Genomic DNA, 23035 nt, shown 5'->3' on the forward strand with positions numbered 1-23035 from the left:
TAGCTTCACAGGTTCTCGTGATGTAGGTCTTCGTATTTTCGAACGTGCATCTAAGCTGAATGAAGGCCAAATTTGGATGAAACGTTTAATCGCAGAAATGGGCGGAAAAGATACAATTGTTGTCGATAAAGAAGCAGATCTTGAGCTAGCTGCCACTTCTATCGTTGCTTCTGCGTTCGGATTCTCCGGGCAAAAATGTTCTGCATGCTCTCGTGCAGTAGTAGTTGAAGATGTGTACGATCAAGTATTAAACCGTGTTGTTGAATTAACAAACGAATTAACACAAGGCGATCCAACAGATCCAAACAACTATATGGCAACAGTTATTGACCAAAGTGCTTACAACAAAATCATGAGCTACATCGAAATTGGAAAGCAAGAAGGAAAGCTAATGACAGGCGGAGAAGGAGACGATTCAAAAGGCTACTTCATCAAACCAACTGTATTCGCTGACCTTTCTCCAGAATCTCGCATCATGAAGGAAGAAATCTTTGGACCAGTTGTAGGCTTTACAAAAGCGAAAGATTTCGATGAAGCGATTGACATTGCTAACAACACAGAATACGGCTTAACTGGAGCAGTTATTACAAATAACCGTATGAACCAAGAAAAAGCACGTGAAGATTTCCATGTTGGAAACCTATACTTTAACCGCGGCTGTACAGGTGCCATTGTAGGCTACCAGCCATTCGGCGGATTCAACATGTCAGGAACGGACTCCAAAGCAGGCGGACCTGATTATCTGCTTCTTCACATGCAAGCGAAAACAACTTCTGAAATGTATTAAAAGTTTTCTTTAAGGGTTTAAAGTATAACAGCTTAACGGTACAATGAAAGAGATTATTCGGACATTAGGAGGAATGTATTCATGACAGCATTAACAAATACAAATTCATTGATTGAACAAACTGAGAAATATGGCGCAAAGAACTATCATCCGCTGCCAATCGTCATTTCAAAGGCGGAAGGTGTATGGGTTGAGGATCCTGAAGGCAATAAATACATGGATATGTTAAGTGCCTACTCGGCAGTAAACCAAGGACATAGACATCCAAAGATTATTCAAGCATTAAAAGATCAAGCGGATCGAGTAACTTTAACTTCACGCGCTTTCCATAATGATCAGCTTGGACCATGGTATGAAATGATTTGTAAGCTAACAAAAAAAGAAATGGCTCTTCCTATGAATACGGGTGCTGAAGCAGTTGAAACTGCATTTAAAGCTGCTCGCCGCTGGGCATATGATGTAAAAGGCGTAGCTGAAAATCAAGCTGAAATCATTGCATGTGTTGGAAACTTCCACGGACGTACAATGACAGCCGTTTCTCTATCTTCAGAAGCGGAATACAAGCGCGGATTTGGACCAATGCTTCCGGGCATTAAATTAATTCCTTACGGTGATCTTGAAGCATTGAAAGCGGCAATTACTGAAAACACTGCTGCATTCTTAATTGAGCCAATCCAAGGGGAAGCTGGGATCATCATTCCTGAGGAAGGCTTCATGAAAGCAGCCTATGAAACATGTAAAGAGAACAATGTATTATTTATTGCCGACGAAATTCAAGCAGGTCTTGCACGTACTGGTAAAATGTTTGCTTGTGAATGGGAAGATGTAGATCCGGATATGTACATCCTAGGAAAAGCATTAGGCGGAGGAGTATTCCCAATCTCTTGTGTTGTAGCAAATAAAGAAGTTCTAGGTGTATTCAATCCAGGTTCACACGGTTCAACATTTGGCGGAAACCCAATGGCTTGTGCTGTATCCATTGCATCTATGGAGGTTCTTGTTGAAGAAAAATTAGCTGAACGTTCTTTGAAGCTTGGTGAATACTTCGTTAGCAAGTTAAAAGAAATCAAAAACCCAATGATTAAAGACGTTCGTGGACGCGGATTATTTATTGGTGTTGAATTAACAGAACCAGCTCGTAAATATTGTGAAGCTTTAAAGGAAGAGGGCTTATTATGTAAAGAAACACATGATACAGTCATTCGCTTTGCACCACCACTTGTGATTACTGAGGAAGAGTTAGATTGGGCTATTGAACGCATTAACAAAATATTAGGCTAATCCAAACTTTTAAAACGGAAAAATTTTTATAAAATAATAAACTATTCTGTTGTTCGCTCCAACTAGAATATAATTTTCATCTGAACAAAAAATCCTTGTACTAATGTGCAAGGATTTTTTGCGCATTCAGAATGGTTAACTATTCGACATTTTTCACTATAACAGCTCATAAAATGTAAATAAAAGTAGATATATTACTAACGGATGTTCCTTGATTATACAGTTGCTTTCCGTTAAGTTTAAGAAGTATAAAATTACATGTATAAAATTTAGTTTTTATGAAATTACATAATTGGAGGATCAGACATGACATATGTTCGTTTTGATTACTCAAAGGCATTTGCATTTTTCAATGACCATGAGCTTACATATATGCAAGACGCGGTAAAGGTTGCACATCATTCTTTACATGAGAATACTGGACAGGGAAATGAATTTTTGGGTTGGCTGGATTACCCTATCCAATATGATAAACAAGAATTTTCTCGGATAAAACAATCAGCAGAAAAGATCATTGGAGATTCGGATGTGCTCCTTGTTATTGGGATTGGAGGTTCTTACTTAGGCGCGCGTGCAGCAATTGAAATGTTAAATCATAGCTTTTATAATGCACTGCCAAAGGGAAAAAGAGGAACTCCGCAAATTATATTTGTCGGCAATAATTTAAGCTCATCTTACATGATGGATGTTATCGACTTTCTTGACGGGAAGGATTTTTCTATAAACGTTATCTCTAAATCAGGTACAACGACTGAGCCTGCCATTGCCTTTCGGATTTTCCGCAAGCAATTGGAGGAGAAATATGGTTTAGAGGAGGCACGGAGGAGAATTTATGCAACAACAGATAAGGAAAGAGGGGCACTAAAAACACTTGCAGACGAAGAAGGCTATGAAACCTTTGTTGTTCCTGATGATATTGGCGGCCGATACTCGGTATTAACCGCTGTAGGTTTATTGCCGATAGCTGTAAGCGGTGCTGATATTGGAGACATGTTGAAGGGGGCTGCCCTTGCTCGGGAGGAGCTGAGTAGTTCAGAACTCCGTGAGAATATTGCTTATCAATATGCAGCTATTCGCCATATTTTATACAACAAAGGAAAGACGACTGAAATGCTCATTAACTATGAGCCTGCTTTACAGTCCTTTTCAGAATGGTGGAAACAGCTATTCGGTGAAAGTGAAGGAAAAGATTTAAAAGGAATCTACCCATCCTCGGCCAATTTTTCAACGGACCTGCATTCTATCGGTCAATATATACAAGATGGACGAAGGAATCTGTTTGCGACAGTTATGAAGGTTGAAAAACCTCGTCAAGAGTTAATGATTGAAGAGGCAGATCAGGACTTAGATGATTTAAATTATTTAGCTGGAAAAACAGTGGACTTTGTCAACAATAAGGCGTTTGAAGGGGCTGTGTTGGCGCATACTGATGGCGGGGTGCCAAATCTAGTTTTATCCATTCCTAAATTAGATGCCTTTACCTTTGGCTACCTTGTTTATTTCTTTGAAAAAGCATGTGCGATGAGCGGCTATTTATTAGGTGTCAACCCATTCGATCAGCCAGGTGTGGAGGCTTATAAAGTAAATATGTTTGCTCTATTAGGAAAACCGGGGTTTGAAGACAAGAAGTCAGAGCTGGAAAAGCGGCTTAGATAAGAAAAGAGTGTTCGTTTTAAAAACGAGCACTCTTTTTTAATGAATCCTTTTCTTTCGGGGAAACTAATCAAAAGATATGGAAAGGAGAGATTGTAAATGATTGAAATTCCTTCAGAATTAGAGGGGAAAAGCTTTGATTTGTATAAATTAGAACAGAAGTTAAAACCAATTGGCTATTCGATTGGCGGCAATTGGGATTATGAGAAAGGCTTTTTTGATTATAAGATTGATAACAAAGAGGGCTATCAATTTTTAAGGCTTCCCTTTATAGCAATAGACGGGCAGCTTGATGTGCGAGGGTGTACAGTCGAGCTCGGACGGCCGTTTTTGCTCTCACACCTTTATGAGGATGGTTTGGACGACCATGCGCATACAGCAGTCATGTCTGGATCATTTAACCAATTTTCGGAGCCCATCGAAAAAGATGCTGAATTCCCCAATAAATTCATGGATAATGGGAAGGCACTTGTCAAAGAATTGGAAGCTGTGCTCTTGAATGGTTAATTCATAATGATAATCAATTGGTCATTAGCGTGAATATAAAAGGGGGCAGGAGGATTTAATACCGTTTCCTCCCCTCTTTTTACTCCGAGCAATAGGATCCCGTCTTTAATGAGTAATTGACTAAGTTCCATATAAGATATGTCCAATATGTCTGTTGAAGCCTGCCGAAACGTTAATTTTCGGTTATCCAGCTGCCGTAATAAATCCAAAAAGGATGTTACAAGCTCCTGAGAAAAGATGCTATTAATCATAACAAAGCTTGTTAAAATATTTGTTTGGACAACCTCATCAGCCCCAGCCCTTTTTGCGTTGGCAACCTGCTCTAATGTTAGAATTTCAACAATGCAAGGTACATGAGGGTTAAGCCCTTTTACGGCAAGTAAGGTTAAGATGGAGGCCATGTCAGCATGAAGCTCGCCCCTATTTGGGTCAGCGGTAATAATCACTTTACTTGCTTCAAGTATATTTGCTTTTATCAGCACATTATCTACGTTGGAACGGCCTTGAATAAAATGCACATTCTTATCAGGCAATGGATTTTTTTCAAGTGATTCATCAATTAAGGTGATAGCCATCTCTTTATGATTTTTACAAAGTGACTGAAGAATTTCACGTGAACGTTCATTCCATCCGACAATAATTAGATGTTTTTTCCCTTTGAAAGCAAGCTTCCCTTCAATTAGCTCGTTCTGTCTTGTCACGGCAACAGTTGCCAATGTGACAAAATAGGAGGCAAGAAATCCAGCTCCGATCATGATTAGGGCAATCCCGGCAAGTCTCCCAAACACAGTTTTCGGTGCAAAATCTCCATAGCCAACTGTAGCTGCTGTTACAACAGCCCACCATATACCTTCGAAAATAGTTGTAAATTGTTCTGGTTCCAATAAGTGAATAATCGTTCCGAATGTAAAAATCATTGTAAGTGAAATAATTAATACTCTAAAAATTAGCGGTAAACGCGCAAAGCTAGTAAATAAATTGAATGACAAAATATGACACCCCTAAAAAAGAATCTGTTTTCAGTATGGACTAGTTAAAGGGATTTCATAAATTTAACTTCTATAAAGTGAAACTTCAATCAGTGGGGGGTTCCTTCACCCCCACTGATTGTTAGTTGAACCAATCGGGCCTTTACGGGCTGTTGATCCCCCGTTTAGAATTTTTTTGTTTTACTCAACTTCTTGAAGTGGGGATCTTACAGCCCGTTAATCTGCGATAAAATAGAAAAAAGAGCTAGATCTTCTAGCCCTATTTTAGTAAGAATATAGGTGGATTAACTTGCTGAATGACCACTATGGATAGCACGATCATTTAATGAAAAATGCAAAAGGTGAAGGTATATTAAACGGTCTAGCTTTTGGCTGTAATCTATCGTTTCAACACTATTCATTCCGGTTTCAAGTGCGATTCGGATCATTTCTTGTCTCATTATATTAATGCGCTTAAGGACTAATTGCTCTAATGAATACTTGTTCATCTTCATCTTCTCCTACTAATGTTTTCAAGTATATCTTTATTATAGGAGATATTTCATATTACGAAATAGATTCGACAAAGGTTCTAAGAAAAAGACATTTTCCTTCATCATTCACATAACTTTGGTAGGGTATTTAGGGTGAAAGTCCTGGTGAAGAGTTAAATCTTCTAAAGAAGATGACATGGCAATACTATAATGAGTTACCATTTATGAATTTAGTTGCAGATTCTTATTTAATAGTCTAAAGATTTTTAGTGATAATTGAATCCTTAGTAGTTCTTCTGAACTCTTTAGATCGCTGTTCAAGATTTCCTTAATTTTTTCAATACGATAAATGAGTGTGTTTCTGTGTAAAAACATGGCTTTGGCGGTTTCACTGATATTCTGATTATTAATAAAGAAATTTTCCAAAGTAACAATATAGCTTGTGCCATGTAAGGAATCATGCTCATATAATTTGCCTAGACATTTTACGAAAAAGTCTTCTAGTACCAATTCCTTAATATTGGAGTCTAAGAAATGATAGACAGAATGATCCTCGAAATGGGCAATTCCATCCCGGTCCTCGAACTTCTGCATAAGTCTAACCGCCTCATTTGCTTCTGAGAAACTTTTATGCAGAGAATGAATGGAGCTATACTGTCTGCCGATCCCCATTAAAAAATTCGTATTATCAATATTACTAGTTAATATTTCTTGAATATCAAGGGCATATTGTTTAGCTTCATTTATGGTCATTGAAGGTTTTGTTTCGTTTTGGCCACGTAAAATAATAACGCGATTGTTACGATGGAAGCATGTAATTTCCCCATTTGCATTACTCGAATTTTCGTAGACTATCTGCACACATTTTTTTAGTATGCCTTCCATTTTATATTTTCTTGCGATCATGTCTTCGTATTTATCGAGTTCATTGGAATCAATATTAATCACGATGCAGTGATATTTATAGTTAGGGTTCAAACCATGTAAGCCGCATAAAGTCTGAATGGTTTCAGAAGATGTGATCTTCCCAGTTAGTAAATCATCGAAAAAATCCTGTCTTATTTTTAATTTAACATCTTCTATCTCTTTTTCTTTAATTAATTCAAGTGCAATAATGGTTGTGGCCTGTTCTAAAGCAATGTAATCGAATTCTGTCAGCTCGCGAACAGTTTGCCAAACAACAATATAGCCAAGAACCTCATTTGAAACACCGATAGGGAGAATGCGGCATCTTACCTCTAAATCTTCCACTTGATAAATGCGCTTAATCAACTTATTCATCAGACTAAAATCTCGAGGAATTAAATCGGTAAACTCCTTCTTGAAAGCGGGCCGATTCTTCACTAAATCAAGGCAGTAGGCTAGAGGTACTTTGTTTTCAACATAATCCGTATAGTGGAGCAATCTCCATTCCTTGTCCAAAATAAGAATCGGATTGTTAACAGTGTCTGCCAGCATCGAAGAAATCCTTTCAATTCCTCCACCCTCCAACGCTATTCTAAATAGAGTATTATGCATATCGAGCGTTTTGCGGTTTAGTAAATCATATCTGCCAGAAGCCTTTTCATTGATAATTGAAATGACTTTAGACAAGGTGTATTCAAGCGGCAGTTCCAATAAAGGCAATCCGTATTTGTTTGCTTGCTTAATCATATTCTCTGGGATTTTATCGAAATAACGTTTCATCTTAATTACTAGTCCTGAGCAATTAATCTCAGATAATTCCTTAATAATTCGATTTTGCAGCTTTTCATTCCCTTTAAAGATATATCCTGTAGATAAGAGGAGTTCATTTGATGAGAGCCAATCAAAGGCATCGGGGTTTTCCATAATATTTACGATTGAGATAACATTATTTATTCCTTGCTCTCCAGCAACAACCTTGATCCCGTCGATCGCTTTTATTTCTAATAGATCTTTTACTGTTAGCACTTTTCTCATCTCCTAAAGACATAAATTACACATAGTTCCTTGTGCATGATGCACAAGCGATATGTTTTTTTTTTGGATTTTATAAACGATGACTCTTATAGGCATTTTATATAAAATAATCTCGTAAGGCCGGTTCATTGTCAAATAGTAATCTGAGAGTAGGGGCTGTTTTTGTAGATTAAAAATAGTCCGGACAGAGGTAAGAACGAAGTATATTACTCACTTTTAGAAAAATAACATATTTTTTTCGATTACTATATTTAAATTGTAGGTATTGCAGTAAAGATTTATCTTTGCATAGTTTCAAGCTTGTAGGGAAATAATCTAGACTTAAGAGGTGACTCTATTGAAATTAGCGATATCTGGAGATAGAGAATTCGTTGACTTAGTAGAAGCTTCGAGTTTTCGCGGTATTATTCATAGTGTTTTCAATAGCACTCTCAATATACAAAATCATGATAGTGATGAGCTGTTCACGATTGCGTGTAAGAAACTAGATAATGGACCAAATACAATTATTATTGATTTAGAAAACCTTCATAACACAGGCATTAATGTTAATGAACCAGTTTGTATTTCTGGCAAGTGTATGTATATAGGTAAAAAGCTCACTATCTCATTTGAAAACATACGAAGGTGGGAAAGCGAATTACCTGAATATCCTAATACGATAGAGATCGTCAACAGGAATTTATCTTTTGTTAAGGACTATATTGAAGTTCATGGAAGAAGTGGCGGAGCCAAAATAGATATCGCTTCCGATCATCTCTTTGCTAAAGAAGTTTCAAGAATGATTGCTGAACGATCTCAACATCTACAACAGGCATTGCTGAATGGCAGTAGCTCAAGTGCGTTAGAGTATGCGCAATCGTTAATTGGACTAGGTCCTGGCTTAACACCATCTGGAGATGATTTCCTAGTTGGTCTTTTTACTGCATTAAATGTAAGGAATAGCCCTCTATCATCATATCAATCCCTTTGCGAAGAAGTAGTGCAAAAAGCAAAGACATTAACAAACAACATAAGCTTTATGGCATTAAAAAAAGCGTCTATTGGTAAAGTTCGAGAATCCATTATTCAACTCGTCAGTTCCATGCTAAAAGGGAACCGAGATGAATTAATTCTCTCTTTAAATAAAGTATTACACATAGGATCTTCTTCCGGGACAGATATAGCCTTAGGGCTTGTCAGCGGAATGGAGGCCAATATAAAAGCTGGAGGTAAATTATGACTGTACAAGCTGTTATCAAGCCAAACACATATTTCGATTCAGTGTCACTGATGTCTTTATCAACAAAAGCCAACCAAATTGAAGGCGTTGAGCAAGCCATTATTGCAATGGGTACTGAAATGAATAAAGAAGTAATGAAAAATGTTGGACTATTAACACCTGAAATCGAAGAAGCGGGATCTAGTGATTTAATTATTGTTGTTAAAGCTGCAACTGATGAATTATGCGAAAACGCTTTCGTTGGCATTAATGATCTATTAACAAAAAAGAAGAGCCCTTCGAAAAGTGGAAATAGCGAAGTTAAATTTTCTACAATTTCTTCTGCAGCGGAAAACATTCCAGATGCGAACCTAGCCGTAATTGCCGTAAATGGTATGTATGCAGCAAGAGAAGCTAAAAAAGCACTTGAAAATGACTTAAACGTAATGCTTTTCAGTGATAATGTGAGCATTGAAGATGAATTAGCACTGAAGCAACTAGCCCATGAAAAAGGCTTACTAATGATGGGGCCAGACTGTGGAACAGCTATTATTGGAAATGTTGCTCTTTGCTTCGCTAATAAAGTAAGAAAAGGCAATATCGGTATCGTAGCTGCTTCCGGAACAGGAAGCCAGGAAGTAAGTGTTCGTATTCATGAATTTGGCGGCGGTATTTCGCAATTAATCGGTACTGGTGGAAGGGACTTGAAGGAAGAAATCGGCGGAATTATGATGCTGGACGGTATTCAGGCTCTTGAAGACGATGAGGCTACAAAAGTGATCGTCCTTGTTTCAAAGCCACCTGCACCAATTGTTCAAGAAAAGGTTCTAGCAAAAATTAAGGAATGCAAGAAACCAGTTGTCGTTTGGTTCATTGGCGGCGATGAAGCAGCAGTAACGGAAGCTGGAGGACATTATGCAAAAATGTCTAAAGAGGCTGCGATTAAGGCTGTTGTACTCGCTGGTGCAGACGAAAGCAAGCTAAACAAGCGTGCACTAAACATCCCGTTAATTGAAGAGGTTCGCACGAAGTTAAAGCCAGAACAAAAATATATTCGCGGATTATTCAGCGGTGGGACGCTTTGTGATGAAGCTATGCATGCGGCAAAGGAAAAGTTTGATAATGTTTACAGCAATATTGCTAAAAATCCAGAATTCCGCTTAAAAGATAGAAACACTAGCATGGAGCATACTTTCATTGATTTCGGTGATGATGAGTTTACTCAGGGTAAGCCACATCCAATGATTGATCCAGCTACTCGTATCGAAAGATTTATCCAAGAAGCAAAAGACCCAGAAGTAGGCGCAATTGTGATGGACTTCGTATTAGGCTATGGTGCACACGAAGATCCAGTGGGCGCAATGCTGCCTGCTATGATTGAAGCAAAGCAAAATGCTGAGGCAGAGGGCAGACATTTGGAGATTATCGGTTACGTACTTGGAACAGAATTAGACCGTCAAAACCTTGATGATCAAGTGAATAAACTTTTAGCTGCTGGAGTAACACATGCAAGCAGCAGTCAGAATGCTGGTCTATTAGCTAGAGAATTCGTTGTGAAAGGGGAATAGGCATGAGTAAAATTAACGAACTTTTTAATAGTAAACTTAATGTTATTAATGTAGGGGTTGAATCTTTTAAAGATGACATGCTTGAGCAAAATGCAGAAGTCGCCCATTTGGATTGGACACCTCCAGGCAGAGGAAATCCGAGCTTGATTGCAGCCCTTGATAAGCTTGAAGATCCTGCTATTATGGTGAAAATTGAAGAAGCTAACAAATTAGCAGCTGAGAGAATTGTTAACTCACAGCCAGTGTTAATTGGCTATGACCAAGCTATCAATTGTGTACCTGGCATGACGAAGACAACAATCCTCCATGCTGGCCCTCCAATCACTTGGGATAAAATGAATGGTCCAATGAGGGGTGCCGTTACTGGTGCAATCGTATTTGAAGGTTTAGCAAAAACAATTGAAGAAGCAGAGAAAGTAGCAGCTTCTGGGGAAATTACTTTTGCTCCGTGTCATGAGCATAACTGTGTTGGTTCAATGGCAGGGGTAACATCTGCGTCTATGTTTATGCATATTGTTGAAAACAAAACATACGGAAATATTGCTTATACAAACCTAAGTGAGCAATTATCAAAGATTCTTCGTATGGGTGCGAATGATGAGAGTGTAATTAATCGCTTAAATTGGATGCGTGATGTTTTTGGTCCTATTTTAAGAGATGCTATGAAGTTAAATCCGAACGGCATTGATCTTCGCTTAATGCTTGCTCAAGCACTTCATATGGGTGATGAATGTCATAACCGTAATGTTGCGGGAACAACTTTATTAATTCAAGCGTTAACTCCATATATTCTTCAAACAGATTATTCGATTGACCAAAAGCGTGAAGTTTTTGAATTCGTTGCAAGCAGTGACTATTTCTCAGGCCCAACTTGGATGGCAATGGCTAAATGTGCTCTAGATGCTGCACATGGCATTGAGAATAGTACAGTTGTGACAACAATGGCACGTAATGGTGTTGAATTTGGTATTCGTGTAAGCGGAATCGCTGGAAACACTTGGTTTACAGGTCCAGCACAAAAAGTAATTGGCCCAATGTTCGCTGGCTACAAGCCTGAAGATTCTGGCCTAGATATTGGTGACAGTGCTATCACTGAAACATATGGTATTGGCGGATTCGCGATGGCGACTGCTCCAGCAATCGTTGCTCTAGTTGGTGGAACAGTAGAAGATGCGATTGGTTATTCAACGAAAATGAAAGAAATTACAACAACCGAGAACCCAAATGTGACTATCCCTATGTTAGATTTCATGGGTGTCCCAACTGGAATTGACGTTCGTAAAGTCATTCAAACAGGAATTATGCCTATCATCAATACTGCAATTGCTCATAAGGATCCGGGAATTGGAATGATTGGTGCAGGTATTACGAACCCACCTGTAGAAGCGTTTGAAAAAGCAATGCTTGCACTTGCAGAAAATATTCAGTAAGACAACTTTGAATGATCATAATAGAAGGGTCTGATTTCGCACACAATAAAATATTGTATATATCCTAGGTCATCCTTCTTTATATACAATTTTTATTGAAATGTGAAGTTGGCCCTTTTTTTAAAGGAGAGGAAAATTGTGGATAATAAATCGTTGAATTCAGAACTTCTACTTGCGAGTGAACGGGGAGATCTAATAGGTATTGAGAATCTATTAAATGATGGAGCAAGTGTTGATTATAAAGATGCCGATGGACGAACAGCACTGATGGCAGCAACACAAAAGAACCAGGTGGCTGCCGCCAAAAAGTTAATTGATGCTGGAAGCGATGTAAATACTAGAGATATCACTCAACTTACCCCTTTTATTGCTTCTGCTGCAAATGGGTTTTATGAGATTACACGTTTAATGATTGCTGCTGGTGCTGATTTAAAAAGTGTTAATCGCTTTGGCGGCACTGCTTTGCTCCCTTCTAGTGAAAAAGGTTATTTAAAGACTGTACAAGTATGTATTGATGCAGGAGTTCCTGTAAATCACGCCAATAACCTAGGCTGGTCTGCTCTGTTAGAGTCAGTCATATTAGGGAATGGCGGCCGTTTATATTCCGATATTATTCAAACGCTAGTGGATGCAGGAGCAGATGTAAACTTACCGGATAGAGATGGGAAGTCCTCTATTCAGCACGCTGTAGAGCTGAAGCAGGATAAAGTTTTAAAAATTCTTCGTAAGGAATATAAAGAGGAAAACGAAGCAATAATTAAAGCGAAAGATCTTGCGAAAAACGATCAGTATGAAGAAGCGATTGCAGAAATTAATAAATCTGTAGAAACAGCTAATATGAACCTTGATCTTATTTATTATAAAGGTTATTTCTTACAAGAATTAAAGAAATTTGAAGAGGCATTACAAGAATACAACGAGGCTTTAGCCCTTGATCCAAATGATCTTGATTTTTATTTCTATACAGCTAATTGCTATAGATTATGGAAAAAACCAAAGGAAGCCCTTAATGAATATGATAAAGCTTGTAGACTAGATCCAAATGAGACGTTTTATCGTTATCATAAATCGAATTATTTAAGAGAATTAGGGAGACATACGGAAGCTGTCGATGAGATGGATAAGCTGTTGGCTCTCCAGCCTCATAGATACGATTTCTCGTTTCATAAGGCAAACAGTTTAAGATCATTAGGTAAGCATGAGGAAGCCATTGCAGCTATTGAAAATGCAATTGCCCATGATTCAACAAATCCTCTGTATCATTTGCATAAAGAGCAATCGTTGGAATTGTTAAAAAAGGCAAAATAAACTAAATGCCGAAACATGGAAAAAGTGGTTCTAGAATAATTATTACAGATCCGGAAAGCTTGAAATAAGCTATTAAAGAAAAAGCTGGTACACATATTGTTAAATAACTAATAAATTCCCAGAGTGGCCACCATTTTTGGTGGCCACTTAAATATGTTTTGAATTTATTGGATATACTACAACCATATTTATCATATTCTGTGTCATTTCGTACAAAATACATTGTATAAATTGCCTAATAACATACGCCTTTTTTTGGATTTTGTACACAATGACGGTTTTGTGCATTTTGTATAAACTAAACATGTAGTGTTTAGTGCAAATGCCTAAATGCTAATTTCAATCTGAGGCACCTTAATGCCTTGCAAAATGCTGAATTAATTAATTCAAAGCCATATTAAGAAACCTATAGGCACGCATTCGAAACTTTTGTGCGAGTTGAAACCGCTCACAAGCGAATGGATCCTCGCTAGTGAGAAAAATAATACAACATTAAGGAGAATTCACATGGGAAAAGTAGCTTTTTGGAAAAAGGGAGACATTGCTGCTGCTTTTGGTTTGTTCGTTAACGTTTTGACAGACTTTTTGGTTATGATCTCACTATTAATCGGTGTAGTTGGAATGCCAGGTGAGTTTGTTTTTAAACGAATTGTTCCTGGTTTTGGACTTGCTGTATTGATATCTGGTATTATTTTTGCTTATTTTGCCTATCAATTAGCGAAGAAAACAGGTAGGACAGATGTTACTGCACTACCATCAGGTTCTAGTTCACCTGGTATTTTTCTTATCGTATTTGTTATTATGCTTCCCCTTTATCATCAAACACAGGATGCTGTTTTCACAACAACAGTTGCAGTGATTTGGGGTTTTGTTGAGGCCTCCATTTTATTCCTTGGAGCATTCCTAGGTGAAACGATTAGAAAGATTGTCCCTAGAACTGTACTACTAGCAGCCTTGGCTGGTTTAGCATTTGTATTCTTAGGTATGAACCCAATGCTTCAATCCTTTGAAATGCCTATCGTGGCATTTGTTGCACTAATCATCATCTTTATGAACTGGTTAAGTAAACATCCGATATTTAAGAAAATACCAACGGGTTTATTACTAATCGTTGTTGGAACTGCAATTGCTTGGATAGCTGGATATCAAAATCCTGCTGATGTTACTGCAGCTCTAAAAACATTTGGCTTTAATCCTCCTATGTTGCATTTAAATGGACTTGCCGAGCATTTTAGCGCTGCTTTGCCATATTTATTAACGGCTGTACCTTTAGGGTTAGCAAACTATATTTTTAACTTGGAAAACGTTGAAGCTGCAGCTGTTAGTGGAGATGAATACAAAACTAGAGATGTTATGCTTGCAAACGGTTTTGCTACCGCAATAGGTGGTCTTTGTGGAAACCCATTCCCAGTAACAGTCTATGTAGGTCACGCTGGTTGGAAGGAAGTTGGTGCAGGTTTAGGTTATTCTATTGCTAGCTCTGCTGCCATATTCCTATTATCGATTTTCAGTCTAATGGGTCTGTTGCTAGCTGTTGTCCCAATTGCCGCTATTGTTCCGATGCTTGTATTTATTGCGATTGTAACAGGTCATCAAGTTGTTAAAGAAAGTCCGACATTTGAAGCTCCAGCAATCTTTGTATGTTTCTTCCCATGGGTTGCTAACTGGGCACTTGTTGCTGTAAATAATGCACTTTCAGCTGCTGGTACATCTGCGGGGAATGCTGCAGGTCAAGTTTCTTCACTTGAAATGAATAATGCTGGACTTTTCTACGATGGCTTGGTTGCTTTAGGTAATGGTGCACCTATTTCTAGTGTTCTATGGGGTTGTATAGCAGTATTTACAATCCGTAACACGCCTATTGGAGGCATCATAGCTGCAGTGCTGGCAGCTGGTTTATCTTTTATGGGTGCCATTCACACAGCCACGATCGGATTTGCACAAGCAACAGCTATGCCTTTCGTTTGGGGATATCTACTAATTGCATTATTCTTAGCATATAAACTTTATGTAAATAAAAAAGAAAATCTAGGCCCTGTTACAGAGTAACCTAGTATTTTTCGAAAGGTAGATCGTAATAACTTAATTATGAGGAGGTTGTTAAGATGGATTACATGAAATTAGCTGTGGACGCAACAATTGAAGGTATGGATAAAGGACACGGTGGTCCATTCGGTTCAACAATCGTTCGCAACGGTGAAGTAATTGCAGCTGTTGGAAATACAATGATGAGAGATACAGATATTTCAGCACACGCAGAAATGGTTGCTATTCGTGAAGCTACGAAAAAACTAGGAACATTTGACTTGTCAGACTGCGAAATTTACGCAACTTGCGAGCCTTGCCCAATGTGTATGGGAGCGATTATCTGGGCTGGTATTAAAAATGTGTACTATTGCAGCACGAATGAAGATGCCGCTACGCATGGTTTCTCTGACAAACATCTTCGCGCATATTTAAAAGGTGAAGACGATAGTGTTGTTAACATGATTAAAGTTGATAACAGAGAAGATTGTGACTACCTATGGGAGCACTTCCAAAAGCTAAACGAAGAGAAATAATAAATATAATACTTGAATAATTATCCGGCACTATTTATTAGTGCCGGATTTTGGCGTTATTAAATAATCTTATATGGAGGGAATTAAAATGGATATCTTGATCAAAAAGACACGACTTGAAGAAGGCGCAGAGTTACAAGATGTGGCAATTAAAGATGGTAAAATAGCTGCTATTGGTCATACTATTGATGCAAATGCCAAGCAAGAAATCAAAGCAAACGGCAAGGTATTGGTCCCTGGATTTATAGAAGGTCATATTCACTTGGATAAAGCATTGATTGCTGACCGTCTTCCAAATAAATCTGGAACATTAAAAGAAGCCATTGAGGTTACTGCAAAGTTAAAACCAACATTTACAAAAGAAGATATTTTAGATCGTGCAGGACGTACAATCGAAATGTTAATTGTAAACGGTACTACACATATTCGTACACATGCTGAATTTGATCCTTCACAAGGTTTTGCAGGATTTGAAGCAATTATGGAATTAAAGGAAAAATATAAGAATTTTATCGATATGCAAGTTGTTGCATTCCCTCAAGAAGGAATTTTTAAAGCACCAGGAACAGAAGAAATGATGTTCCAAGCGATGGAAGCCGGAGCAGATGTAGTGGGTGGAATCCCATATAACGATTCTCCTGCAAAAGAGCATATTGATTTGGTATTTGAAATTGCAAAAAAATATGGCAAACCAATTGATTTTCACCAAGATTTCAAAGATGATCCAGAAGGGATGACAATTGAATATATTTGTGAAAAAACAATTGCAGAAGGTTATGAAGGTCAGGTTTCACTAGGTCACGTAACGGCATTGGGAGCAGTCCCTAAAAAACAATTAGAACCAATTATTGAAAACCTAGCCAAGGCTCAAATTAGTATTATGTCCTTACCAGCTACTGATTTACATATGGGAGGACGGAATGATGAATATAATGTTCGACGCGGCCTGACACCAATTCGTGCATTACGAGATTCAGGAGTGAACATATGTATCGCTACAAATAATATTCGTAATGCTTTTACTCCATATGGAACAGGTGACCTCATTCAAACAGCCATGTTAGCTATTCCCACAGCACACTTAGGAGGCGCAGCAGATTTACCAACGGTATTACCAATGATCACAACTAACCCGGCTAAGGCACTTGGCATAAAAGATTATGGGATTAAAGTTGGACACACCGCCAACCTTGTTTTACTTGATACCGAATCTGTTACAAACGCCATTATCGATCTGCCAACACGATTATTCGTAATTAAAAATGGACGAGTTACAGTAAAAACTGAAAAAGTTGTAACAGTTTACCGATAATAAATAACAAGTTGAATATATAAAGGTCCGGCCTGATTTATTAATCTACCGGACCTTTTTGTTATAAGGCAGAAAATATAAGAAACAGATTTAAGCAAACCAATAGTCGGAGATGATGAAAATCCCCAAAGGTTGAAGTGTCACTTATTTAGATAAATGAGCTTGAAGAAATTCAATTACTTGTTTAAGTGCATTTTGAACTGTTGGGTTGTGAAAATCTTTATCGAATACGTGCTCTCCATTTTGGATGGTAATTAATTTTGCTTCAATTCCTTCTTTAACTAAAGCCCCACGCATAAATACGGATTGTTCGTAAGGCACATCGATATCTTTCGTCCCATGTAAAAATAATGTAGGCGGATATTCGTTAGTAATATTATGAATCGGGGAATACTTTTGAATTTCCTCTTTATTCATAATCGGGTTTACCCCCGTAACATTTTGGATCCATTCTCCAGTTTGTCTAGCATATAAATATAATAGAAACCGGGGTTGAATAGAAGCTTCTGTAATTATTTGATTGGATACGAGTTGATCGGCCATTTCTTTTGGTACTCTATCTTTTTGGAGGTAGTAGCTGTTAGGGGATGTAGCCCAATTAGCCCCTATATCTCCATATCCATAGAAGGATACGATTGCACGCGGCTTGTTAGAAAGTGTACCGGTAGTCAGTGCTAGAAATCCGCCAGCTGATCCGCCTATTACTGCTATTCTATCCGGATCAATTGAGAATTGATTACGGCCCTCAGATTTTATCCAGTTCAGTGCATCTTGTACATCATCAATGATGCCCGATAGCTTTGTTTCAGGAGCAAGTCTGTAATCAATAGAGAACACGGCAAAGCCATTATCTGTATAAAGCTGAATCATTTCAGCAGTAAGTTCTTTTCTTGTGCCCCATAGGAGACCGCCCCCATGAATATATACGACAACAGGTGCATTTTCTCGATCCGTTTCATGGAAATCGGCTTTAAGCTCATAGCCGGCTTCTTCTTTATAAATAACTGTTTTCATTGGTAATGATTCACGTCCATTCTAGTTGGTGTCTTTGGATAGTATTCGTATGTGAATTAACGATATATAGTATACCAAAAAGAGGAGAAATGGTCATTTAGACCGTACTGGAAATGGGTGGGAGTAGAAACAGCAGGATACCTATTTAACTGTTTTGGATGTTATTAATTAAAAGGGCATTTCATGGTGCGTGTTTTAGTTGATGTAGTATGAAAATGCTAACTATGGGGGCTTCATAGTGGGTGTTTTGGTTGGGATAGTATGAAAACGCTAACTATGGGAGCCTCATAGTGCGTGTTTTGGTTGGGATAGTATGGAAACGCTAACTATGGGAGCCTCATAGAGCGTGTTTTGTCTAGATTAGCCCGAATACGCTAACTATGAACGCTCCATAGTGATGGTTTCGGCCGGGTTAGTACCAAAACGCTAACTATGAATGCTTCATGGTAAAAGATTTAGCAAGTGTAGTTGAAAATACTACCTATAAAAAACGAAGGCACCATCCAAAAGATTCTAGATAATACCTTCGTTTTTCTTATCACTCACTACATTCAATCACTGAAGTTAAGCTTTGGCATACTGAATAACTGCTTCTTCTAAAACATCTATTCCTAATAAAATGTCGTCTAGATCTGTGTATTCATCAGGATGATGACTTAGTCCATCAACAGATGGTACAAAAATTAGCCCAACTGGACCTAGTCTTGTCATGTTCATCGCATCATGGCCTGCACCACTCTGCATGACCTCATATGATAGATCTTTGCGATCACAGATGTTCCTGAACTCATCTACAAGTTCTTCGGAAAGAATAACGGGCTCCTCTAAACTAATCACATTACTTTCGATCTCTAGCTGTCTCTTTTCTTTTACTGAGGCAATCGTTTCATAGACATGGTTTAACACGCGTTCTCTTGATTCGGTTGACGTAGATCGGATGTCAATTTTAAGCTCAACCTCGCCGGGAACAACATTCATCGCTCCTGAAGGAATATCTAAAACGCCTACTGTTCCAACAGTTCCGTACGATTGTTCAAGCATTGCCGCCTTTTCAAGCTCTAAGGCAATTTCGGAAGCACCGAGGAGAGCGTCCTTTCTCATATTCATTGGGGTTGTACCTGAATGTGAGGCCTTCCCAAAGATTTTTAGAAGGAGTCTGGCTGGTGCTGCAATCCCAGTTACAATCCCAATTTTTCTCTGATTATTAATGAGAACGGGACCTTGCTCCACATGCAACTCGAAATAGGCTTTGAATTCCTCGTTAGCTCTGCTTGCTTCATCAATACTATTAAAATCAAGGGCACATAGAGCTAATGCCTTTTCCATCGTAATACCATCGCGGTCTTTCAGATGCCTGTATTTTTCTTTATCTAGGAGGCCTGCCATTGCCTTACTCCCAAAAGTAGAAACACCAAATCGGGAGGATTCCTCACAAGCGAAAGAAACAACTTCAATCGGGTGATCTGTCACGATCCCCTTCTCATTTAAACGCGAAATTACCTCTAATCCCGCTGTTACACCAACTAAACCGTCATATTTTCCGCCTTGATACACAGTATCTAAGTGAGACCCTATCACAATTGGAGGAAGGCCTTTTATTTTTCCTTCTCTTCTGGCAATTAAGTTTCCGCATGGGTCAAGGCGAACATCTAATTTTTCATCCATACAAAGCCTCATGAAGGCATGGGTACCCGCCTGCTCTTCATTCGTATAGGCAACACGCGTTATACCGATATCACCCGAATTGTATTGATTCATTTTATTAAAAAGTATTTCATACCGTTCTCTCAAGTCCATAATGTATCTCCTATTAAAAGTAATATTTGATCGAATGATTAATACATAGATTATATCTATTATTTACTGATACTAAAAGAAAAAACGCAACACGATTGCTGCGTTTAGTTCAGGGAGTAATCCATTATGATTTTTTCGAATAAAAACTTTGCATCATCGCCAACCCCTAATAAAAGAGCAGAGCCTCTCCTGTGCTGCCAAGGCAGGCCCAGAAAATACAATCCGTCTATATTTGATATTCCTCGTTCATGTATTATTTTCCCTTTTTCATCAAAAATCTGCGGGAAATCCAGCATGGAAAAATTAGTTTCAAAACCCGTAGCCCAAATAATATTATCGATTTTTAAAGTGGAATCATCTGCAAATAGAAATTCATTTTGTTTAATGCCAATTGTTCTTCCTTTCATGGATACTTTACCTAATTTAATCTTCTCCTTTAATTCAAGACCAAAAATAGGATCGCCTTTTTTCCGAAGCCATTTTGCTATTTTAGAAGTTGAATTTGCTTTTAATACTCCTAATTGATCTAACCACCAAAATATACTTTTATTTGCAAAGGTTAAAGGGAAGAAGCGCAGTGAAGCTCCTACTGAAAGATAAGTAGGGTGGGTTTCGGAAAGTTCAACAGCAATTTGCGCACCGGAATTACCACCTCCGACGACTAGAACGTTTCCTTCTTTCAGCTGGGCAGGATTTTTATATTCGGAAGAGTGTAGCTGGATGATATCTTCTTGAAGTTCGTTTGAAAAAGCAGGAATTCTTGGATGGTGAAAGGGACCTGTTGCCATAACCACTTTCTTTGCTTGAAGAGTAGAGTTTTGAGTAACAATATTAAAATATTTATCTGTTTTATATACTTGTTGAACTTTTGTATCAAGCTGTATGGGCAATTGAAAAGTTTCAGCATACTTCTCTAAATAATCAGCTACTTCATACTTAGAAGGAAACCCATCTGGATCCCCCTCCATCGTTTTGCCATGTAAGGAACTATAAGAACGTGGGGTAAACAAGACAAGGGAATCATATCTATTTCTCCATACGTCACCGACACGCTTATGATTATCAATAATAAGGAAGGACAAGGAGGATTTTTTTAAATAGTATCCCATAGATAAGCCGGCCTGACCAGCTCCGATAATTAACACATCGTAAATTAATTTAGACACCCCAATTTTATATATGAGTATATGTTCATGTATGTATTGTGTGTATGAAGGGGAAATTTGTCAATAAAATTCATTTGGAATAGGACATTGACTTCAAAGATAATTTCGTATTGAACATGCTGGAGTCTGCCTTTATACTGATGGAGGTAAATAGAGATAGTTGGGGGTTCACGATGTTTTCAATTATTTTAGCAAGTATCATCTTTTTGACCACATTAACCTTAGTTATTTGGCAGCCGAGAGGATTAGGGATTGGCTGGTCGGCTTGCGGAGGAGCTGTGCTGGCACTTATTATCGGAGTCGTGGACTTTCATGATTTCATAGATGTAATATTAATTGTTTGGAATGCCACATTAACGTTAATTGCCATTATAATTATATCGCTTATTTTAGATGAAATAGGATTTTTTGAATGGGCGGCCTTAAATATGGCGAGAGCAGCAAAGGGAAATGGGATAAGAATGTTTGTATATATCACCATTCTAGGTGCTATTGTTTCCGCATTATTTACTAATGACGGAACTGCGCTTATCCTCACACCTATTGTATTATCGATGGTCCGAAATCTGCAATTTAATGAAAAAATGGTTTTTCCGTTTATCATAGCCAGTGGATTCATTGCAGATACAACATCGCTTCCCTTAGTTGTTAGTAATCTTGTTAATATCGTATCTGCCGATTATTTTGGAATCGGATTTAATGAATTTGCATCAAGAATGATTATCCCAAACTTCTTTTCTCTTGCTTCTAGTATTTTGGTATTATATCTTTTCTTTCGTAAGAGCATTCCAAAGAACTACGACTTATCGGATCTTAAAAAACCAGTAGAAGCAATACGGGACGAAAAAATGTTTCTATTGTCATGGTATGTACTGGCAGTCCTCCTTATGGGGTATTTTGCTAGTGAATTTACTGGAATTCCAGTCTCTATCATTGCTGGGGTTGTAGCTGTTTTCTTCCTATTTATGGCAAGAAGGAGCCATGCAGTGAATACAAGGACTGTCATGAAAGGGGCTCCTTGGGCTATTGTCTTTTTCTCAATTGGAATGTATGTGGTTGTTTATGGCTTGCGAAATGTTGGGTTAACAAATATTTTAGCGGATATTATTCAATCAGCTGCTGATCAAGGACTATTAGCTGCGACAATCGGGATGGGGTTGATTGCTGCGCTGCTTTCATCTGTGATGAATAATTTACCTACCGTGATGATTGATGCTTTAGCGATTTCAGACACAAATACAACGGGAGTCATGAGAGAAGCACTCATTTATGCCAATGTCATTGGTTCGGACTTAGGTCCAAAAATTACACCCATTGGTTCTCTAGCCACCTTATTATGGCTGCATGTTCTTTCCTTAAAAGGTGTAAAAATCTCATGGGGAACGTATTTTAAAGCGGGGATTGTCTTAACGATTCCGACATTATTTGTTACACTTGCTGGTTTATATGTATGGCTGCTATTTATTCACTAAAAAAGGAGTTAAATAATGAAAAAAACAATTTATTTTCTATGTACAGGCAACTCCTGCCGAAGCCAAATGGCAGAGGGCTGGGCTAAGAAATATTTAGCTGATGAATGGAATGTTTATAGTGCAGGGATTGAAGCCCATGGTCTAAACCCCAATGCTGTAAAAGCTATGGCTGAAGCAGGAATTGATATTTCTAATCAAACATCAGATATCATAGATTCGGGGATTCTTAGCAAGGCTGATTTAGTCGTCACTTTATGTGGAGATGCTGCAGATAAATGCCCAGTGATGCCGCCACATGTAAAACGTGAACATTGGGGATTTGATGATCCAGCAAAAGCGGAAGGGTCTGATGATGAAAAATGGGCGTTTTTTCAGCGGGTTCGTGATGAAATAGGGATGAAGGTTAAGAGGTTTGCTAAAACTGGAGAATAATAATTAGTTTAATTGCACCTATCTAATAGGTGCGTTTTTTATTTTATAGAGGTCAGTAATAAGAATTGAAACTATTATATTAGGAAAATGTTAAATATTAAACAATATCATAAAATAAAAAATATTTTAAAAATTCATTTACA

19 protein-coding genes are annotated in these 23035 nt (G+C 38.0%); 13 read left to right on the top strand and 6 right to left on the bottom strand.

Going from position 1 to position 23035, the window contains the following annotated elements; translation table 11 throughout:
- From AR328_RS05805 to AR328_RS05820, 4 genes are all read left to right on the top strand, one after another.
- Window positions 1-787, top strand: a 787-nt coding sequence (locus AR328_RS05805; protein WP_156422655.1) for an aldehyde dehydrogenase family protein, incomplete at its 5' end; no start/stop codon positions are given.
- Between the two features lie 81 nt (window positions 788-868).
- Window positions 869-2068, top strand: coding sequence for an ornithine--oxo-acid transaminase (locus AR328_RS05810; protein WP_066291579.1), 1200 nt, complete (start codon window positions 869-871; stop codon window positions 2066-2068).
- Between the two features lie 306 nt (window positions 2069-2374).
- The gene (locus tag AR328_RS05815) at window positions 2375-3724 is read left to right on the top strand and encodes a glucose-6-phosphate isomerase (protein ID WP_066291582.1); all 1350 of its coding nucleotides are present in this window, start codon (window positions 2375-2377) and stop codon (window positions 3722-3724) included.
- Between the two features lie 96 nt (window positions 3725-3820).
- Entirely contained in the window at window positions 3821-4228 is a 408-nt protein-coding gene (locus AR328_RS05820) for a YugN-like family protein (protein ID WP_066291584.1), read from the top strand.
- Here the strand turns inward: AR328_RS05820 and AR328_RS05825 are convergent.
- From AR328_RS05825 to AR328_RS05835, 3 genes are all read right to left on the bottom strand, one after another.
- The gene (locus AR328_RS05825) at window positions 4225-5217 is read right to left on the bottom strand and encodes a potassium channel family protein (RefSeq protein WP_066291587.1); all 993 of its coding nucleotides are present in this window, start codon (window positions 5215-5217) and stop codon (window positions 4225-4227) included. The two genes, AR328_RS05820 and AR328_RS05825, sit on opposite strands and share 4 nt — an antisense overlap.
- Before the next feature lie 284 nt (window positions 5218-5501).
- On the bottom strand, window positions 5502-5705 hold the full coding sequence (locus tag AR328_RS05830; protein WP_066291589.1) for an aspartyl-phosphate phosphatase Spo0E family protein: 204 nt from the start codon (window positions 5703-5705) through the stop codon (window positions 5502-5504).
- A 207-nt stretch (window positions 5706-5912) separates the two neighbouring features.
- Window positions 5913-7622 carry a PucR family transcriptional regulator gene (locus tag AR328_RS05835; protein WP_066291591.1) on the bottom strand — a complete coding sequence of 570 codons (1710 nt, stop codon included), beginning with the start codon at window positions 7620-7622 and terminating at the stop codon, window positions 5913-5915.
- A 346-nt stretch (window positions 7623-7968) separates the two neighbouring features.
- Here AR328_RS05835 and AR328_RS05840 point away from each other — a divergent pair, with 346 nt between their 5' ends.
- The 7 genes from AR328_RS05840 to AR328_RS05870 all read left to right on the top strand — a co-directional run bounded on the left by AR328_RS05840 (window position 7969) and on the right by AR328_RS05870 (window position 17011).
- On the top strand, window positions 7969-8853 hold the full coding sequence (locus AR328_RS05840; RefSeq protein WP_066291594.1) for a DUF2877 domain-containing protein: 885 nt from the start codon (window positions 7969-7971) through the stop codon (window positions 8851-8853).
- Window positions 8850-10400: an acyl-CoA synthetase FdrA gene (gene fdrA / locus AR328_RS05845; RefSeq protein ID WP_066291597.1), complete on the top strand. Its 1551-nt coding sequence runs from the start codon at window positions 8850-8852 to the stop codon at window positions 10398-10400. Before AR328_RS05840 ends, fdrA begins: the two co-directional genes overlap by 4 nt.
- Before the next feature lie 2 nt (window positions 10401-10402).
- Entirely contained in the window at window positions 10403-11830 is a 1428-nt protein-coding gene (locus tag AR328_RS05850) for a DUF1116 domain-containing protein (protein ID WP_066291599.1), read from the top strand.
- 138 nt (window positions 11831-11968) lie between these two features.
- Entirely contained in the window at window positions 11969-13138 is a 1170-nt protein-coding gene (locus AR328_RS05855; RefSeq protein WP_066291603.1) for an ankyrin repeat domain-containing protein, read from the top strand.
- A gap of 507 nt (window positions 13139-13645) precedes the next feature.
- Window positions 13646-15187, top strand: a complete 1542-nt coding sequence (locus AR328_RS05860) for a xanthine permease (RefSeq protein ID WP_066291606.1) — start codon at window positions 13646-13648, stop codon at window positions 15185-15187.
- Window positions 15188-15243: 56 nt separating this feature from the next.
- The gene (locus tag AR328_RS05865; protein WP_066291609.1) at window positions 15244-15699 is read left to right on the top strand and encodes a nucleoside deaminase; all 456 of its coding nucleotides are present in this window, start codon (window positions 15244-15246) and stop codon (window positions 15697-15699) included.
- 88 nt (window positions 15700-15787) lie between these two features.
- Window positions 15788-17011, top strand: a complete 1224-nt coding sequence (locus AR328_RS05870; RefSeq protein ID WP_066291615.1) for an amidohydrolase family protein — start codon at window positions 15788-15790, stop codon at window positions 17009-17011.
- 144 nt (window positions 17012-17155) lie between these two features.
- Here AR328_RS05870 and AR328_RS05875 read toward each other — a convergent pair whose 3' ends face one another.
- From AR328_RS05875 to AR328_RS05885, 3 genes are all read right to left on the bottom strand, one after another.
- Window positions 17156-18025, bottom strand: coding sequence for an alpha/beta hydrolase (locus AR328_RS05875; RefSeq protein ID WP_066291618.1), 870 nt, complete (start codon window positions 18023-18025; stop codon window positions 17156-17158).
- Window positions 18026-18589: 564 nt separating this feature from the next.
- Window positions 18590-19822: a Zn-dependent hydrolase gene (locus tag AR328_RS05880; RefSeq protein WP_066291621.1), complete on the bottom strand. Its 1233-nt coding sequence runs from the start codon at window positions 19820-19822 to the stop codon at window positions 18590-18592.
- Window positions 19823-19926: 104 nt separating this feature from the next.
- A complete protein-coding gene (locus AR328_RS05885; protein WP_066291958.1) occupies window positions 19927-20976 on the bottom strand; it encodes a flavin-containing monooxygenase in 1050 nt (349 codons plus the stop codon).
- 185 nt (window positions 20977-21161) lie between these two features.
- Here AR328_RS05885 and AR328_RS05890 point away from each other — a divergent pair, with 185 nt between their 5' ends.
- Together AR328_RS05890 and arsC are read left to right on the top strand one after the other, a co-directional pair.
- Window positions 21162-22460 carry an arsenic transporter gene (locus tag AR328_RS05890; protein WP_066291623.1) on the top strand — a complete coding sequence of 433 codons (1299 nt, stop codon included), beginning with the start codon at window positions 21162-21164 and terminating at the stop codon, window positions 22458-22460.
- 12 nt (window positions 22461-22472) lie between these two features.
- Window positions 22473-22892 (top strand): arsenate reductase (thioredoxin), encoded by a 420-nt coding sequence (gene arsC, locus AR328_RS05895; protein ID WP_066291629.1) that lies wholly within the window; start codon window positions 22473-22475, stop codon window positions 22890-22892.
- The last annotated feature ends 143 nt before the right edge of the window (window positions 22893-23035 follow it).

This window comes from Bacillus sp. FJAT-29937 (assembly GCF_001509555.1).
GTDB lineage: Bacteria > Bacillota > Bacilli > Bacillales > Cytobacillaceae > Cytobacillus.

Coding starts and splice junctions, on each gene's coding strand:
- AR328_RS05810 (WP_066291579.1), top strand. CDS start 869: ATGACAGCATTAACAAATACAAATTCATTGATTGAACAAACTGAGAAA.
- AR328_RS05815 (WP_066291582.1), top strand. CDS start 2,375: ATGACATATGTTCGTTTTGATTACTCAAAGGCATTTGCATTTTTCAAT.
- AR328_RS05820 (WP_066291584.1), top strand. CDS start 3,821: ATGATTGAAATTCCTTCAGAATTAGAGGGGAAAAGCTTTGATTTGTAT.
- AR328_RS05830 (WP_066291589.1), bottom strand. CDS start 5,705: ATGAACAAGTATTCATTAGAGCAATTAGTCCTTAAGCGCATTAATATA.
- fdrA (WP_066291597.1), top strand. CDS start 8,850: ATGACTGTACAAGCTGTTATCAAGCCAAACACATATTTCGATTCAGTG.
- AR328_RS05850 (WP_066291599.1), top strand. CDS start 10,403: ATGAGTAAAATTAACGAACTTTTTAATAGTAAACTTAATGTTATTAAT.
- AR328_RS05860 (WP_066291606.1), top strand. CDS start 13,646: ATGGGAAAAGTAGCTTTTTGGAAAAAGGGAGACATTGCTGCTGCTTTT.
- AR328_RS05865 (WP_066291609.1), top strand. CDS start 15,244: ATGGATTACATGAAATTAGCTGTGGACGCAACAATTGAAGGTATGGAT.
- AR328_RS05870 (WP_066291615.1), top strand. CDS start 15,788: ATGGATATCTTGATCAAAAAGACACGACTTGAAGAAGGCGCAGAGTTA.
- AR328_RS05875 (WP_066291618.1), bottom strand. CDS start 18,025: ATGAAAACAGTTATTTATAAAGAAGAAGCCGGCTATGAGCTTAAAGCC.
- AR328_RS05880 (WP_066291621.1), bottom strand. CDS start 19,822: ATGGACTTGAGAGAACGGTATGAAATACTTTTTAATAAAATGAATCAA.
- AR328_RS05890 (WP_066291623.1), top strand. CDS start 21,162: ATGTTTTCAATTATTTTAGCAAGTATCATCTTTTTGACCACATTAACC.